This window comes from Stieleria tagensis (assembly GCF_024129865.1).
Lineage (GTDB): Bacteria > Planctomycetota > Planctomycetia > Pirellulales > Pirellulaceae > Stieleria > Stieleria tagensis.
Window position 1 is genome coordinate 62836 of the sequence record NZ_JAMYFE010000021.1, and the last position, 16749, is coordinate 79584.

At 57.3% G+C, this 16749-nt stretch carries 13 protein-coding genes; 8 read left to right on the forward strand and 5 right to left on the reverse strand.

The genetic code is table 11. The annotated features are described in order from the left end of the window. Positions 1 to 3 precede the first annotated feature (3 nt). Positions 4 to 1290, forward strand: a complete 1287-nt coding sequence (locus tag NHH03_RS03585) for an amidohydrolase family protein (protein WP_253154373.1) — start codon at positions 4 to 6, stop codon at positions 1288 to 1290. Positions 1291 to 1303: 13 nt separating this feature from the next. Further along, the gene (locus NHH03_RS03590) at positions 1304 to 2374 is read left to right on the forward strand and encodes an SAM-dependent methyltransferase (RefSeq protein ID WP_253154374.1); all 1071 of its coding nucleotides are present in this window, start codon (positions 1304 to 1306) and stop codon (positions 2372 to 2374) included. A 191-nt stretch (positions 2375 to 2565) separates the two neighbouring features. On the opposite strand, the gene NHH03_RS03595 is transcribed toward NHH03_RS03590, so the two are convergent. Continuing rightward, positions 2566 to 4104, reverse strand: coding sequence for a HEAT repeat domain-containing protein (locus tag NHH03_RS03595; RefSeq protein WP_253154375.1), 1539 nt, complete (start codon positions 4102 to 4104; stop codon positions 2566 to 2568). A gap of 269 nt (positions 4105 to 4373) precedes the next feature. Then, positions 4374 to 5762 carry a hypothetical protein gene (locus NHH03_RS03600; protein WP_253154376.1) on the reverse strand — a complete coding sequence of 463 codons (1389 nt, stop codon included), beginning with the start codon at positions 5760 to 5762 and terminating at the stop codon, positions 4374 to 4376. A gap of 289 nt (positions 5763 to 6051) precedes the next feature. Here NHH03_RS03600 and NHH03_RS03605 point away from each other — a divergent pair, with 289 nt between their 5' ends. After that, entirely contained in the window at positions 6052 to 7278 is a 1227-nt protein-coding gene (locus NHH03_RS03605) for a trans-sulfuration enzyme family protein (RefSeq protein ID WP_390895484.1), read from the forward strand. Further along, entirely contained in the window at positions 7275 to 8459 is a 1185-nt protein-coding gene (locus NHH03_RS03610) for a trans-sulfuration enzyme family protein (protein ID WP_253154377.1), read from the forward strand. Before NHH03_RS03605 ends, NHH03_RS03610 begins: the two co-directional genes overlap by 4 nt. Positions 8460 to 8469: 10 nt before the next feature. Here the strand turns inward: NHH03_RS03610 and NHH03_RS03615 are convergent, their stop codons facing one another. Then, positions 8470 to 9243, reverse strand: coding sequence for an NIPSNAP family protein (locus tag NHH03_RS03615; RefSeq protein WP_253154378.1), 774 nt, complete (start codon positions 9241 to 9243; stop codon positions 8470 to 8472). A 59-nt stretch (positions 9244 to 9302) separates the two neighbouring features. Beyond that, positions 9303 to 10655: a putative sugar nucleotidyl transferase gene (locus tag NHH03_RS03620; protein ID WP_253154379.1), complete on the reverse strand. Its 1353-nt coding sequence runs from the start codon at positions 10653 to 10655 to the stop codon at positions 9303 to 9305. Positions 10656 to 10882: 227 nt separating this feature from the next. Between NHH03_RS03620 and NHH03_RS03625 the strand changes: the two genes are divergently transcribed. After that, complete coding sequence (locus NHH03_RS03625; protein ID WP_253154380.1) at positions 10883 to 12043, forward strand: hypothetical protein; 1161 nt, start codon at positions 10883 to 10885, stop codon at positions 12041 to 12043. An 82-nt stretch (positions 12044 to 12125) separates the two neighbouring features. On the opposite strand, the gene NHH03_RS03630 is transcribed toward NHH03_RS03625, so the two are convergent. After that, positions 12126 to 13094 carry a hydroxypyruvate isomerase family protein gene (locus NHH03_RS03630; RefSeq protein WP_253154381.1) on the reverse strand — a complete coding sequence of 323 codons (969 nt, stop codon included), beginning with the start codon at positions 13092 to 13094 and terminating at the stop codon, positions 12126 to 12128. A gap of 188 nt (positions 13095 to 13282) precedes the next feature. Here NHH03_RS03630 and NHH03_RS03635 point away from each other — a divergent pair, with 188 nt between their 5' ends. The 3 genes from NHH03_RS03635 (at position 13283) to NHH03_RS03645 (ending at position 16477) form a co-directional block, all read left to right on the forward strand. Continuing rightward, positions 13283 to 14479 (forward strand): amino acid aminotransferase, encoded by a 1197-nt coding sequence (locus NHH03_RS03635; protein ID WP_253154382.1) that lies wholly within the window; start codon positions 13283 to 13285, stop codon positions 14477 to 14479. Beyond that, the gene (locus NHH03_RS03640) at positions 14476 to 15267 is read left to right on the forward strand and encodes a hydroxypyruvate isomerase family protein (protein ID WP_253154383.1); all 792 of its coding nucleotides are present in this window, start codon (positions 14476 to 14478) and stop codon (positions 15265 to 15267) included. The genes NHH03_RS03635 and NHH03_RS03640 overlap by 4 nt, the downstream gene beginning before the upstream one ends. Positions 15268 to 15439: 172 nt before the next feature. Continuing rightward, entirely contained in the window at positions 15440 to 16477 is a 1038-nt protein-coding gene (locus NHH03_RS03645) for a ferrochelatase (protein WP_253154384.1), read from the forward strand. Positions 16478 to 16749: the final 272 nt, after the last annotated feature.

Sequence of the window (16749 nt, forward strand, 5' to 3'; positions counted from 1 at the left end):
GGCATGATCCGTAGCGGGATCGCGGCCATGCTGGTCGGCATTGGATTAACCAGCTCGACGGCGGCCCAGTCCAACACGTCGCCGGCGGACGGCCCTCCGTCTAATGAACAGACCGACATCCAAACCGACACGGCGACTCCTTTGGCGTCCGACCGACCGCTGGAAGAACCACTGGACGGGCGTGACGGCCGCGAGTTGTTGCTACGAAACTTCCGTCCAAAATCCCAATTGATCGTCGCCCAGCACCCGCGATCGGCCGCAGCGATGCCGGTGGTCGATGTGCACACACACTTTCATTACAAACTAAGAGAAAATCAGCAAGAGCTGGATGATTTTGTGGCGTTGATGGACCGCAATCACATTGCGGTTTGTGTCTCGCTGGATGGACGCTTGGGCGATCAACTTGATCGCCACATCAAATTTCTATGGACCAAGTATCAGGATCGATTCGCAATTTTTGCCAACGTCGATTGGCGTGGCAATGCGCCGATCGACGAACCCGCGCTGTGGCCCTGCCACCGTCCGGGGTTTGCCGAACGCACCGCCGAGTTGCTCGAACAGGCCGCCGAGCGCGGTGTCAGTGGGCTGAAACTGTTCAAGCGATTCGGATTGCGTTATCGCAACCCGGATGGGACCTTGATCAAAATCGATGACCCGCGCTGGGATCCGATTTGGGCCAAGTGCGGAGAACTGGGGTTGCCGATCATCATTCACACGGCTGATCCGGCGGCATTTTTTGACCCCGTCGATGAAACCAACGAGCGCTGGGAGGAACTCAGTCGGCATCCCGATTGGAGTTTCTATGGTGACGAGTACCCATCGCGCGACGAATTGCTGGCAGCCCGAAACCGCATGATTCAGCGTCATCCCAAAACACAATTCATTGGCGCTCACATCGCCAACAGTGCCGAGGACTTGAGCACCGTCGCTGGCTGGCTGGACACCTATCCAAACCTGTGGATCGAACCGGCCTCGCGGATCGGAGAACTAGGGCGACAGCCATTCACCGCGCGTGACTTTTTGATCCGCTATCAAGATCGTCTGCTATTCGGAACCGATGGCCCGTGGCCGGAAGCTCGTCTGCGACTGTACTGGCGGTTCTTTGAAACCCATGACGAATCGTTTGCCTACAGTGAAAAAGTTCCCCCGCCTCAAGGGATGTGGCAAATCTACGGGGTCGATTTGCCCCAGGAAGTTCTGCAGAAACTGTATTTTGCAAACGCCAGCCGGTTGATCCCCGGAATCAAGCAACGGCTTGATTCCTGGCACAGTAAACACAGCAACGATTGATCGAATCCACACCATGTCAGATCCCGCCAAAGTCAATTCATCGTCTGGACCCACATTCGCCATGATGTGCTGCGCCAACGGTGCCGAGCAACAAGTCAAACAGGGGATGTCCGAGGACGGCTGGCGACTGGCGTTTTCCCGACCGGGGTTTGTCACTGCCAAACACGACGGCGTGGTCGATTTGCCCAGCGGCGTCTTTATCCGCACCGCGTCCCATTCGATCGGACACTTGCACAACGCAGATGGCGAAACCCAGATCGCCGGATTGATCGATCTGTTAACAGCGAACTTTCCTTTGGGCCTGCGTTTTGACGAACTGCATGTTTGGCCGCGTGATCGTTTGCCGATTGGTAAATTCGATTTCGAACCAGGCATTGACGAAGTCTCGCGATTGGTCGCTGAAAACATTTATCAATCGCTGTCGGTGCAATGGCTTGCCTGTGATGCCCCCAATCGCATTGCTGAACCCGAGTCGCGCGTGTTAGATGTCGTCGTCGTTGATCCGGCGGACTGGTTCGTCGGTTGGCACACCAGCCGCCAATGGCCGTCGCGTTGGCCGGGAGGCGTGCAGCCGATCCAGCCTCAATACGAACCGATCTCGCGCGCGTATTTTAAAGCCGCTGAATCGATCACCTGGAGCGGATTCGAAATGATGCCCGGCCAGACCGCTGTCGAGATCGGTAGCGCCCCCGGCGGTGCCTGTGGCCGTCTGTTGGAATTGGGATTAAAAGTGATCGGGATTGATCCGGCTGAGATGGATCCACGGATTGTCCAGCACCCGCGTTTCAAACACATCAAAGCACGCGCCGGTGACTTGCCACGTCGGGAATATCGGGGAGCCAAATGGTTGCTCGCAGACTCCAACGTCAAACCAGAAAAGACGCTGACCACGATCGACAACATCGTCAACCATCGCGATTGTTCGCTGTCGGGTTTGTTACTGACAATGAAGTTGGGCGACTACAAAGCCGCCCATGCGATCCCGCATTGGATCGAACGAATCCAACGCTGGAATCCGCAAGACATTCAGGTTCGCCAGTTAGCCCGCAATCGTTGCGAAGTCTGCTTTGCGGTCAAACTCTAAATCGAGTCGCCTCGCACGATAGCCGGCCTCTGTGAGGCCGGTTTGTGGCCCGTCCGGTCTCGGAGAGCCCGGCAACAGGTTTTGAAGCCAGCGCTTTTACTTCGATCTCTTCACTCTCCATTGGGAGCGTCGCATGCACTCAGGTCCCANNGAACCTGCTGGAGGCAGGTTCGGCAGGAACCCCGGGTGAACTAGGAATTGAACGTCCGTAACATCTTGCGACCTTTGTACAGATTGAACAAATCGCCGGGGCTGAGCGGACGATTGCGGCCGGCGGTGGCTTGGTCGATTGTTTCCAGACCATCGGTGACGACGACACACTCGGTGTCTTCGCGTTTGGCGGTGAACACACCTGCTCGCTCGTCCAAGAACAGCCCCAAAAGCGCGGGGGAAAGTTCTTCGTAACCAAGGTGCTGCAGGTGTTGTTGCAGTTTCTCCATCACACGACGCTGGGCTTCGTTGAACGCGTCTGACGCGACGGAAAAAACATCCGGGTGATCGGCGTGCCAGCCCGCATAAATCGCAAAGATATCGTCGACCGGCATGTCGGCCAAATCGCATCCCATCGTGAACACCGCGGGCCCAGTCATACCGATGTTGCTGTAGCTCTGGTCGCCCATGTTGTATTCGAATCGCACCAGAGTGACGTCGACCGGATCATCAAAGCTGGGCCATAATAACCGCCGCGCGGCGACGACTTCGACGTGGGTCGGCGGCACACCCATCTGATGTGGTTGGCTTAACCAAAGTGCGATCTCGGCTTCGGCGGTTGAATCGGGAGAACGGTATTTGGCATCAATCTCGTCACCCAGATCCAGTTCATCAGCGTAGGCGATCGCTCGCAGTCGCGCCGCCGGATCGGCCGCCAACTCGATCAACCGCTGGCTGCCGGCTTCATCCCCCAGTTTCGCCAGTGCCCCGGCGGCTTCACATTGCACGCGGCGATGCCGTAGCAAAACGGTTTGATTCAATTTGGCGATCGAGGATTCGTCGCCGATCAGCGCCAGCGAGTCACACAGCGACACCGCCAGTGCAACGGCTTCGCCGAGTCGTTTCTGCACGGTTGGCACGTCATCGCCGAACGAACGTGGGTTTTCTTCAAAGAACCCCAGTCGCCGAGAAACTTCGCCGAGCAATTCGTTGAGGGCATTCAGCATTCCCGCGGCAGGATGTTGATCGACACGACCGCAGCGGAACAGGTAGCTGGCCAAATCCAGCAGTGATGCGGCCAGTGCCGGTTCGGACAAACCTTGCAGGATCTCGGGGAACACCGCATCGATCGGCCAATCGTCGTTTTGCATCAATGGGCTTAGCACCAGCGCGGCATCGATCCAATCCGTAGGGGCGTGTTCGTTCAAAATCCGCACCAGCACCTGCAGCGATTCCCGGGTTCGCGCCAGCGCCAAGAGGTGCAACAGCAGGTGCCGGTTGGAGGATTCCGGTGGCAGCGACCGGTCAATTTGCTCAATCACTTCGGGGGTCAATCCACGAATGATTTCCAGTGTTTCCTCCGAGCGTTGCTGGACCAACAAGGTGTGCACCACGCGCAGCAGGGCACCGACAATCGCCGGATCAGATGCCGCCAATTCAGCGGGGTGGCCGGCCAGGTAGGCCAGGATCGATACCGCCGAGGGGACGTCGCCACCGGACAATTCACGAAGGTGGTAACCGGCTGCGACCGGATCGGCGTCGCTACCCAAGAGCGGTGCAAGAGTCTGCTGGATCGACACGAAAGACAGTTTCCCAAAGCGAGAGGTTCTGAAGCAGGGTTGCCAGATGTCTGCTCAGTTTCGAGGCTCGGGGGCGGATTGTCGAGGCCAGCCAGCGAAAGACCACCGTCGATCCTACGTCTCAACTTTTGGAGTCGCGCTTTTACGGTGACCCGACGCGTCAGTGAGGGATTTAGAGTGTTAACAGGATCCCTTGCTGACACGTCGGATTACCACGAACCAATGCCCCACGTAACAGCGCATTTTCAAACGGCTCAACCGGCGCTGGTTCAGCTTTTTTCCGGCGCGCCGCGGTCGTTTTGGGGAACCAGTTTCAAAGCCTTGGCGTGAATCTCCGCGCGTGCACTCGCACGGCGTTGATTCAGCCGCTGCAAACTTTTTGACAGAATTTCGATCTTGGGCAGTTCGTCTTCGAATTGTCCCAAACCCTCGATCGACTCGATATCCAGGGCGTCCGCTTCCAAATCATCAGCGCCGTCCTTGTCCTCCGCCGTGTCGTCGGCCTTCCGGTTGCGTTCTGGGGGAACTGGTATCACCAGTTCTTCATAGATGATGCCAAAGATGTCATGTTCGGCCGGCTCGGCAAATCCCAGTTCGGTGACTGGGACATCAGACAGAAACGCGATCGCCGCCGCCGCCACGTCGCCGACCTGGACGTCGCCGCCACGCGGCCCCAAATACGGTTTGCGGAACACGATCCGCGGGTCGTTTAAAAACGGGGCTAGCACGGGGATGTGGTCTCGATTGCCCTGTCGCGCGATCGCTTGCATGCAGCGGGCCAAGACAATCGGGTTGGGGGTTTGTTGCACCGTTTTCAGTGCCAACCGTAGCCCCACGTCCAGTTTCCACTGCAGTGCCAATCGCAAAACCTGTTCACGAATGTTCTCGTCGCTTTGCGTCATCCAGAGTGCGACCATTCGCTGAAACGGTTCTCCGATCACCGGATCGGCGTGAAAATCGTTGACCTGATAACGCTGCAACAGTTGAGCCACGATGACATCGTACTCGATTCCGGCATCAAACCCGGGTTCCGTCATCGGCAACAGCAACGCAATCAAGTCGACGCGTCGAGGCATTTCGCGAGTGCTGACGCCGCGTTCCATCAGGCGACGTTTGACCAGATTCATCCCCAGCGTTAGTTGTTGACGCGAGCCGCCAAGGGCTTCGACCAATTCCGGGTGCATGCGATACAACTCGACATACAATTCACGCACGCGAGGGGAATCGCCGAACCAATGTTCCAGTTTTGGCCAATTGTCCAGATCCGCTTCGCCGCCTCGCAGAAACGATTGGATTCTTGATTCCAAATCTTGTTCAGCAAGTGAATCGATGATCCGATTGAGACGATCGGTTTGCTCGGCGTCGACTTTTTGATCTCGAATCTTGCGCAGGGCTGGCAGGGTGGCGTGTCCAAGTTGGTACAGCATTTCGGTGGCGTTTTCACGCTGGGCAAAACGCACGCTACGCAGCTGTTGGACTAATTCGGTGACCCGTTCGGCCAGCTGATCGGATTTTGTTTGGGAGCTCTTTTCCGGCTTCTGGGCCGTCGGCGGTTCGCCGGCAAACGCCCCCCCCGCCAGCAAGGTCGACAGCACGATCCCCCACAGCACGGCGGCTGAGTGGCGCGGGAGTTGGCGGTGGGTAGATAAATCGATCATACGGCTCGAAAGGTCGGGCGGAGACGACGCGGGGTCGCGGCGACACGTTTTCGCTTGTCGATTCTATCTTGCCCGGCTACTCTGTGGGGAGTCACATTCCGGCGGAGAATCCGGCGGATACGTAATTCATGGGATTTACGGCAACTTGCAGCCTATCTGCTAAACAGCCATGCATACAAAGCACACATCGGGTGACGGCCTGTCGTCATCGTCTCATTCATCACCCGCCTCGAACGACACCGACGTTCGATCAGCGGCCGCGAGTCCCACACCTACGGAGGACTCTGCCGTGTTAAAGCCACAGACGTCTGACCAGGCGACGAATCAACACGCCACTTCCAAGCACGCCACCGATTTTTCCACCGATTGCGTGCACTCCGGTGAACCACGCCAAAAAGATGCCGGCAGCATCACCACGCCGATCTACACCGCCGCCACGTTCACGTTCGAGTCCACTGCGGACTTGCTGCGATTCGTCAACGGCGAAGAGCAGCGCGAGGAATACGGCCGCTACGGCAATCCAAACGAAAAAAGCGTCGAAGCCAAAATCGCCGCCTTGGAAAAATCCGAAGAAGCGATCGTTTACGGCAGCGGGATGGCGGCCATCGTCGGATTGTTGATGACCAAGCTGTCGGCCGGCGATGAAATCGTTTTCTTTGATCAATGTTATCACCGCAGTCGTGAGTTCTGTGCCAAACACCTCTCACGCTTCGGCGTCGTCACCCGCCAAGTCACCACCGGTGATTACGACGCAATGGAAGCGGCGATCAATAAAAACACGCGTCTGCTGGTCAGTGAATCGCCGACCAATCCGCATCTGTCGGTGATCGATCTGGAGAAATTTGCCGCCGTCGGCAAAGCCAATGAGGTCGAAACATTGATCGATGCGACGTTGGCAACGCCCTACAACATGAACCCGACCGAATACGGGATCGATTATGTATTGCACTCGGCGACCAAGTATCTTGGGGGGCACAACGATTTGATCGCAGGTGTCCTGTGCGGGCGCAGCGAGCAATTGGAACCGATCCGAAAAATGCGAGGCATTCTCGGTAACATCAGCACGCCGCACAACTTGTACCTGCTGGAACGCGGTCTGAAAACGTTTGCCCTGCGGTTGCAGCGGCAAAACGAGAACGGATTGCGCGTCGCTCAATTCCTGGAATCACACCCACGAGTCGAGCGGGTTTATTACCCGGGTTTGGAAAGCCACCCCACGCACTCCATCGCGGCGGCACAAATGCGAGGCTTTGGCAGCCTGATCACGTTCACGGTGAAAGACGCCGATTGGAAACAAACCTCTGCGGTCGTTGATGCAGCCCGCATCCCGCGAATCGCGCCCAGCCTGGGCGGTGTGGAATCGCTGATCGAACAACCGTTGGTGATGAGCTACTACCACTGCACGCCAGAAGAGCGTCAGCGGTTTGGGATCGAGGACAACATGATCCGAATGTCCTGCGGAATCGAAGACGGTGACGATTTGATCGCCGACCTGGACCAGGCGCTGTCGGTATGAACCATCCCTCCCAAGACGATGAAGCCGACGCGGCGCTGACCTTCCGCACCCGCGCGATTCACGTCGGCAACGAAGTCGACGCGGCCACCGGAGCCGTCGTTCCGCCCATTCACCTGGCCAGCACGTTTCGCCAACCGGGAGCCGGCCAATGGGGCGAGTTCGACTACTCGCGCAGCGGCAATCCGACACGCAGCAATCTGCAAAACACGCTGACCTCGCTTGAATCCGGCGTCGGATCGTTGGCCTTTGCCAGCGGCATGGCAGCCATTCACTGCGTGACCATGCTGCTGGAAAGCGGTGACCATGTGGTTGCCGGTTGCGATCTATACGGCGGTGCGTATCGGTTGTTGCACAAGATTTGTGCCCGTAGCGGGATCGATGTGACGTTGGTCGATATGACCAGCGCCGATGCTGTCGCTGCCGCGATCGGTGAACGAACCAAATTGGTGTGGGCCGAAACAATCGGCAACCCACGATTGACGATTCCAAACCTGGCTGAATTGGCCGACATCGCCCATCATCGCGGTGTTTTGATCGGCGTCGACAACACTTTCGGCACACCCGCGTTGGTACGGCCGTTGGAACATGGTATCGACATCGTGATGCATTCGGCCACCAAATATTTGGGTGGGCATAGCGATTGTCTGGGTGGGACTCTGTCGGTCGCCGACCAGGAATTGTTCGACCGTCTGTACTACATTCAAAACGCGACCGGCGCCGTACTGGATCCGCTCAGTTGTTTTCTGGTCAGCCGTGGGCTGAAGACGCTGGATCTAAGAATTCGCGAACAATCAAAAACCTCGCTTCAGCTGGCTCAATGGCTACAGGCGCACCCACGCGTCAGCAAGGTGTTGTACCCGGGCCTGGAAAGTCACCCGCAACACGCGCTCGCCAAACAAACCTTGGACGGCGGTTTCGGCGCCATGGTGACCTTCGAACTGGATGCCGGGCTGGATGAAACCGCCAAGGTCTGTGAATCAACCAAATTGTTCCACTTGGCCGTCAGCCTGGGGGCTGTGGAATCGTTGATCGAGCAACCAGCGACAATGTCTCATGCCAGTTACGACGCTGCCGATCGAGCTCGATTCGGCATCACCGACGGGCTGATTCGGTTGTCAGTCGGTTTGGAATCGTTTGCCGATCTATGCGACGACCTGGACCGGGCAATCGCGTCGAAGTAGGCGATCTGGACTACTTGATGGGTGAGTAGTCGGTTGCTTTCATGTAGGTCGAATCGGGACGTTTTGCCAAACGACCGACACCGGATTCCGCAGCCGCGTTCTTCCAGACGGGATCGGCGCCAAAGGATTTCCAGGATTCTTTGGCGGCATCAGCGCTATCATGTTTGATGATGTAGATCAGCGTGTCCTCGGATTGCGGCGCGTCGGTCGGATGCCAATAGGCCAGCGAGCGAATCCCGTGTTTGTTGAACAGATCGATCGTGTGATCACGAAACCGTGCATCGAGTTTGTCCAGCTTTCCCGGTGCGGCTTGGTAGACTCGCAATTCAAACACATCATCGTCGTCACCGCCGCGATCGTCCCAGTCCGGTGAGTAGTCGGTTGCCGTCATGTACACGGATTCTGGTGGGCTGGCCAATCCGCCGACACCGGATTCCGCAGCCGCCTTCTTCCACTCTGGGTCGGCGAGAAACGCTTTCCAGGACGCGGCGGCCGCATCACGACTGGCATGTTTGATCACATAGATCAACGTGTCCTTGGATCGTTCTGGATCCGTGGGCACCCAATAGCCGACCGATTCGATCCCATGCTTTTTGAATAATCGCATCGTGTGATCACGAAAGCGAGCATTCAACTCGTCCAACTTGCCCTCTTTCGTCGTATACGTCCGCAGTTCGTAAACGTCGGCAGCGCTGGCTGATTGTGAGACTGCCGATGGCCAGGTCAGCGCGCCGGTAACCAGACATGCGGCCATAAAAACGCCGGGCAATGGATTGGATTTCATGATTTCATCATCCGAGTGAAAGGTCAGGTTGGAGGGGGAGGGTGGATCAAGCGGGCCAATCAAAAACCGTATTGGTCAACTTGGTCGCGTTCGCCAGCCGTCAGATTGTACATGTCATGGATCAGCTGGATGTCGCACTCTCGCTGATCAACTTTTCGCCGCGAGAACATCCGTTGCTGGGTGTTCACCATGACGTCCGCAGGCAATAGCGATTGCTGGCCGAACAGTCGTGCGTAATTGACATAGCTGGGGACGTTGCTGGTCGCGAAACCGTACAGCATGCTGCAAACGCCGATCACCTTGCCGGTAAAGATACTGGTGTTGATCGCGGTCTTGCTGTAATCACCGATGATACACCCCAGGAACTGCATTCCCGTGGAGACTTTTTGTCCGTCGTATTCGATGTTGATCTTGCCGTAGGTGTTTTTCAAATCGCTATTGCACGTGCCGGCTCCCAGATTGATCCAACTGCCCAAATAGCTGTGCCCTAAAAATCCGTGGTGTTGCTTGTTGGTGTACGGTTCGATCACCGACGCTTCGACTTCGCCACCAATTTTAACGGTGTGCCCTAGCGAGACACCGTCTTTTAAAGCGGCGTGTTCGATCACGCGAGTGTTTGGCCCCGCATAGACCGGCCCGCTCAGCAAACAGAACGGGCCGACTTTGACGTTTTCGTCCAACAGGATGGGGCCGTCGCTGGTATCGACCACAGCGTATTGGCCGATGGAAACACCGGGGGCGGCAAACACTCCGTCAGCGGTTTCGGTATACCCGCCGCGTTCCAATCGCCACTGCATCGCCACCGGCATCTCTTTCATGTGCCAAGCGACGACTTCGTGCGGCCATTGGAAACTGGGCAAGTCGTCGGCACCGGGCGGCAGACTGTCGCTGGGTAACTGATCCGCCAAGACGAGCAATTTGGCAACCACGCCGTCGTCACTTGGAAGTGCCAATTCGTTGACCGCACTCCGCGCGGGCTTGCGAAAGGGTGACGCGGATTCGGCCACCACCGGCGCGGACTCTGGCGCCGCGGCATTCAACTGCGACGTTTCGGCAACGCTCAGCTTGGCGACCAAAATGGCGTCGGTCTGGGGACAGCGCACGATGCCCGCCGCACCAGCCTTGCACAGTTTCTTCAGTTGCGTGAGCGTCTCCACACGCGGCACCAGGCGGGCATTGACCAACAACACCTCCTGCCCAGCGATCTGGTCGACCGCCGGCGACGACAACCCTTGGTCGAGCGATTGCAGTAGCGCCAAATAGGAACGCACCGACACGGTCAAATCAGCCGGTAGTTCGCGGAGCAGATCCAATAGTTGAAGACTGGCGCAGGTGATGGCATAAGCGGGGCGCGCGTGAGTGATCGGTTGCAATTGACTGACAAGACGATCTTCGAAACAAATAAGCTTCATGGGAGACTGGTGCGAAATGGAATGCGATCGGATGAGTGCGGCAGGTCGCAGCGCAGTGTAGCGGAATTGTTTGACTATTCGAATCAGCCGACTTAACCCGAACTGCCCGACCATCGAGAACGATTTTTCAGCCCAGCAATTGTGAACGGCTTCAGACAGCGCGGCGCGGCAAGACTAGATTTTGATGACTCGATCCATCTTGACGACACACCGTTTTGCACGACTGCATGCCCCCACCGCACCGCCAAACCCCCTTTTTCAGCCCGGCGACGGCGCGGCATGTCGCGCCAGCCATGGTCGCGTTTGCGATGCTGGCTTTGGGTGGGCTGGGCGGAAATGCATTGGCTCAGCAATCGGCTGTTGATCCACCGCCGGGCGCCGAACAATTGGACGGTTGGATCGAACAACTGGCAGCGGATTCTTATGCCACGCGGCAACTTGCCCAGCAGCGACTGCTATTGTTTGCCGCTGGTAGCGAAGCCGCCGAGACTCAGGCTCGCCTACGGCTGCGCTGTGACGATGCCCCACCACAAGACCTGGAACTGTATCTGGCAAAACAGCGGTTGCTGGATCAATTGACCCAAGCCGCCCAGCAAACGCGGTTGGATCGATTCCTGTACGATCCTTCGTTCGACGGCAGCACGCTGGACGGATGGGACGCGTTTCGTCGCAATGCTGGCAATGACCTGGACACTCGGTTGGTGTTTGCCGGAATCTTAAAACACCAACAGGAATCGACAATGATTCCTTCCACCACCGCATCGCAGTGGGATCCCGATCAGATCGACGGGGATGCGATGTCAGCGTGGTGCCTGTTGCTGAGTGCGGAATGCAATCGTCGGATTTCCGTTGCCGATCGATCGACGTTGCGGTTGGTCGCAGTCCTGCGCTGTGATGGCACCGGCCCGATGCCAGAGCGTGAATTCGAACAACAGGTCGTCACTCGATTGATCGCATCCTACTTGCAGCGTGCGCCGATCGACCTGCGCGATCAACTTGTGATTGGAACTCGCTACCACTGTGACGAACTGGTGCATTCGCGATGCATTGAAATTTTAGACGACCCGACGCAATCGCCGTCGCGCATCGTCGTCGCACTGTTGGCCGCTTCGAAACTGGACATCGATGGCGACCGAGTGGATCGTTGGATCGAAACCTATCGCCAGGACACGCGGGTCAGCCATGTCTGGCGCTCATTGACACCGCCCAAATCGACCCACCGCACGCAGATCCGCGACGTCGCCCATGCGCTGCGACTGCATCGCCAGGGGATTGATCCGCGCACGCATGGCTTCTCCGGATTGGTCGCCGATCCGACACTGGTCTATCGGCCCTACAGTTTGGGATTCGCGTCCGACGAAGCACGCCAGTCCAGCCACGCCCAGTAGGCCAGGTGCAACCTGGCGCTCGCTCTACAGTAGGCCAGGTGCAACCTGGCGTTTGCTAGAATCACGCCAGGTTTCACCTGGCCTACTTTTGGTGTCCTGCATCGGCTGTTCGATAGGCTTGGATCACTTGTTTTTCGCCCTCGATACCGGGTCGACTATTGCCGTGCTCCATTCCGATCACGCCGGCAAAATCCTTCGAGCGCAGATGATCGAACACGTTGCGATAATTGATCTCGCCGGTGTACGGTTCTTTGCGGCCCGGGTTATCACCCGTTTGAAAGTACGCGATTTCACTCCAGCAGGCATCGATGTTTTCGATCAAATTGCCTTCGGTGATTTGCTGGTGATAGATGTCAAACAGGATTTTGCAGGACGGGCTGTCGACGGCGCGACACAGCGCGTACGCTTGGTCGCTGCGCTGCAGAAACACCCCGCCATGATTGGCGTACCAATTCAGCGGTTCCAAGACCATCACCAGGTCATGCGGTTCAATCACGTCAACGCAGCGGCGTAGCATGTCGATCACGTTGGCGGTCTGATAGCCAGTGGCCAATCGCGGGCCACCATATTTGTTCCACTGCGAATCGGGGTGTTGTTGATCAATGCTGCCGGGGACCACGGTGCACCATTTGGCACCGACACGCGCTGCCACTTCGACGGCGTTTTTCATCGCGGCCATGATTTCCGCCGTGGATGCTTCATCGGGCCGGGCGAAGGTCGGTTTGTCAAAACTGCCATAGGCCACGAACACGCCCATTTGCATTTCAAGCTGCTGCAACAGGTTGCCAATCTTGGTTTGCATCTCGGGGGTTTCGCTTGGCAATCCGTTGTATTCAAGCGCCGTAAAACCCTGGTCGGCCATGAACCTGATCTGGTCCAGGACGTCTTTTCCGGCGGAGTGCTTGAACATCCCCGGGTGCGGGGCGTAACCGAGCGAAAATTTCTCGGCCACTGCATTTTCGGCTTGCCCGTTTTCGGCGATCGCGGATCCGGACGCGAGGGCGGCGGTTGCAGCGGCGGCAGATTTCAGCAGAATTCGTCGATTAAGCATGAGGGTTAACAAGGTTGAAACGTGATCGAGGCCGGTTTAGAGGGCCCGGCGAGGGGACAATTGGCACCAACGGCGGGGCGCTACAGGATAGCCGACTCGCCACGCTTCCACTACGATTCGCCGCATGTCCGCCGTAGCCGTCCGAATTTTCATTTCCCGCCGCTCTGGCCCGATTTCCAGGCACAATCATGAGCCATCGATTTTCAGTCGTCCAAACCGCCCCCCCGGACTCGATCTTGGGGCTGACCGAAGCATTCAATGCCGACCCGAACCCGCACAAGATGAATCTGTCGGTCGGGGTCTACAAAGACGAAAGCGGCCAGACGCCGGTTTTGAAATCGGTCAAAGCGGCCGAGCAAAAGTTATTGGATGGCGAGGTCACCAAGGGCTATCTGTCGATCGACGGTTTGCCCGACTACCGCAACGATGTGCGTGAATTGGTGTTCGCCGATTCGATCGCCGCCGATCGAATCGCGGTGCTGCAAACCCCTGGCGGGACCGGCGCCCTGCGTGTCGCGGCCGACTTCATGGCGACGCAACTGCCGCAAGCACGCATCTGGATCCCTTCGCCGACCTGGGCCAACCACGCCGCCATCTTTGCCGCGGCAGGCTTGCCGGTGGAAACCTACCGCTACCTCAGCAACGATAAAACCTCGCTGGATTTGGATGGCATGCTGAGCGTGTTGCGGGACCAGGCCAAACCCGGTGACGCAGTGCTGTTGCACGGTTGTTGTCATAATCCGACCGGCGTTGATCCGACCGCCGACGATTGGAAACAAATTGCCGCAGTGATCGCCGAAAAGAATCTGTTGCCGTTGGTCGATTTTGCCTATCAAGGTTTCGGCGATGGGCTGCAGGAAGACGCCAACGGATTGCGAACCGTGCTCGCACAGGTCGATGAAGCGATGGTCTGCACCTCGTTCTCAAAGAACTTTGGCCTGTACAGCGAACGCGTCGGAGCCGTTTCACTGGTCGCGGGCAACGCCGCCGAGTGCGAAGCGTCACGCAGCCAATTGAAACGCATCGTACGGACCAATTACAGCAACCCGCCGCGTCACGGCGGGGCCATTGTTGCCACGATCCTGGCCGACGCGGAATTGACCCAGCAATGGAAATCGGAACTCGAAGCGATGCGAGTCCGGATCAGCCGGTTGCGAGAACAGTTCGTGGAAACCATGAAATCGACCGGCGACGGCTATGATTTTTCGTTTCTGCTGCGGCAAAAAGGAATGTTTTCGTTCAGCGGATTGAACCCCATGCAAGTCGACGAGTTGAAGAGCAAGCATAGTGTCTACATTGTCGGCAGCGGACGTATTAACGTTGCCGGAATGAACGAATCAAAAATGCAGCCTTTCTGCGATGCGGTCGCGTCGGTGATGTCATGAGCGAACAAGCAAACCTACCTCGTTTTCGCCCGTCGGTTTGTATCGACGCTGTTTTCGAAGGCCTCGACAAACGAGATGCCATTGCCCGGGTCAAGCAATGTGGCATCGATGCATTCGAGTTCTGGGGCTGGTGGGACAAAGACCTCGATGCAATCGAAGCCGCTGCCGCCGAGCATCAGATGCAGATCGCAGCTTGTTGCACCAAATTTGTCAGCTTGGTCGATCCGGATTTGCGTGGCGAATACCTGCAAGGGCTGGGCGAATCGATCGAAGCCGCCAAACGATTGGGTTGTCCGACCCTGATTTCACAGGTCGGTGACTTTCGTGTCGGCGTGCCCCGCGAGCAACAACACGACTGCTTGGTCGAAGGGCTACGCCAGGCCGCGCCGATGCTGGAACAATCCGGTGTGACACTGGTGATCGAACCCCTGAATGAACTGATCGATCACGTCGGCTATTACTTGGTTCGTAGCGACGAAGCCTTTCAAATCATCGACCAGGTTGCCAGTGATCGGGTCAAAGTCGTGTTCGATATCTATCACCAACAGATCAGCGAAGGAAACGTGATCCGCGGCGCGATCGATCACATCGATCGGATCGGTCACTTTCACGCTGCGGGAAATCCGGGTCGAAACGAATTGACACGCGGCGAACTGAACTACGCCCAGATTTTTGACGCGATTCGAGACAGCGACTACCAAGGCTATGTCGGGCTAGAATACTGGCCGGTCAACGATCCCGTCGCCGGGCTCTGCAGCGCCGCCAAACTGGTGTCGGGCGCATCCTAGTGGTGCGTCCAGATTTGAATTTCGGGTCGACAATTCGTGGCGTAAGCTTCCAGCTTGCGATTCACCCGGTGTGGTGATGGCAAGCTGGAAGCTTACCTCACCTGTAATGTTGACGCACCACTCGTCTCGTTGCGGACACGACATTCCCCTTTCTCATCCATCGATCTGACGCATGCCTGAACAAGATCTGCCCTACGATTCGTTTCTGTTGGTCTCGTTTGGCGGTCCGGAAGGCCCAGACGATGTGATGCCGTTTTTAGAAAACGTGCTGCGGGGAAAGAATGTGCCCCAGGAAAGGATGCTCGAAGTCGCCGAGCACTACCAACAATTCGGGGGTGTCAGCCCGATCAACGAGCAGAATCGGCAGCTGATCACCGCGTTGCGAGAGGAGTTCGATCGTAGTGGGGTGGAGTTGCCGATCTACTGGGGCAATCGGAATTGGGACCCGTTGCTGCCAGACACGCTGCAGCAAATGAAAGAGGATGGTTGCAAGCGGGCGATTGCGTTCTTCACCAGCATCTTTAGCAGCTACAGCGGTTGCCGCCAATATCGCGAGAACATCCAAGCCGCCCAGGATCAGGTCGGCCAGGGGGCACCCCAAGTCGACAAGGTGCGGATGGGATTCAATCATCCTGGATTCATTGAAACCGTCGTTGATGAAGTGAGTTCCGCCATCGAGCAACTCGGTGTCACGACGGAAGAAATCATGGTGTTGTTCACCGCGCATAGCATTCCGATGTCGATGGCTGACCACTGCGACTATGTGAAACAACTCAACGAAGCCAGTCGCTTAGTCGCCGGCGCAGTCGACGTCACGAATTGGCACTTGGTCTACCAAAGCCGCAGCGGACCGCCACAACAACCCTGGTTGGAACCAGACGTCTGTGACGCGATCGAGCACTTGGATGATTCCGGCAAGCTGAAGAAATTGATTATCGTGCCGATCGGATTTGTCAGTGACCACATGGAAGTCATCTACGATTTGGATGACGAGGCGGCGGCACTGTGCGAACAACGCGGAATCAAAATGATCCGCGTGGCGACGCCAGGTGTCAGTCCCAAATTTGTCAGCATGGTGCGTGAACTGGTCCAGGAGCGACTTGGCACACCTGAGAAACGCAGGGCCGTTGGCGAACTGGGGCCATGGCATGATGTCTGCCCCGAAAACTGTTGCCAGTACAAGCCGCAACGTCCAGCAGCACGGCCTTAACATAGGCTCACTTACTTGTAACTTTTGCCGGCGACTTGATGGCAAGCGCGACGCGTTCGTTTGGAAGTTGCGTCATTGCGATTCACTCGCCCGCAAGGAAGTCGTGCAGCTTGGCGTGCCACCCATTGGGAGAGTCGCATGCACTCAATCCCATCTCTACGCCAACGGCGTTCGATAGCTTAGCCCGGGGTTCCTGTCGAACCTGCTGGAGGCAGGTTCGACAGGAACCCCGGGTGAACATGAAACCGTTTTCCCCCGGCGGGATTCGGCGG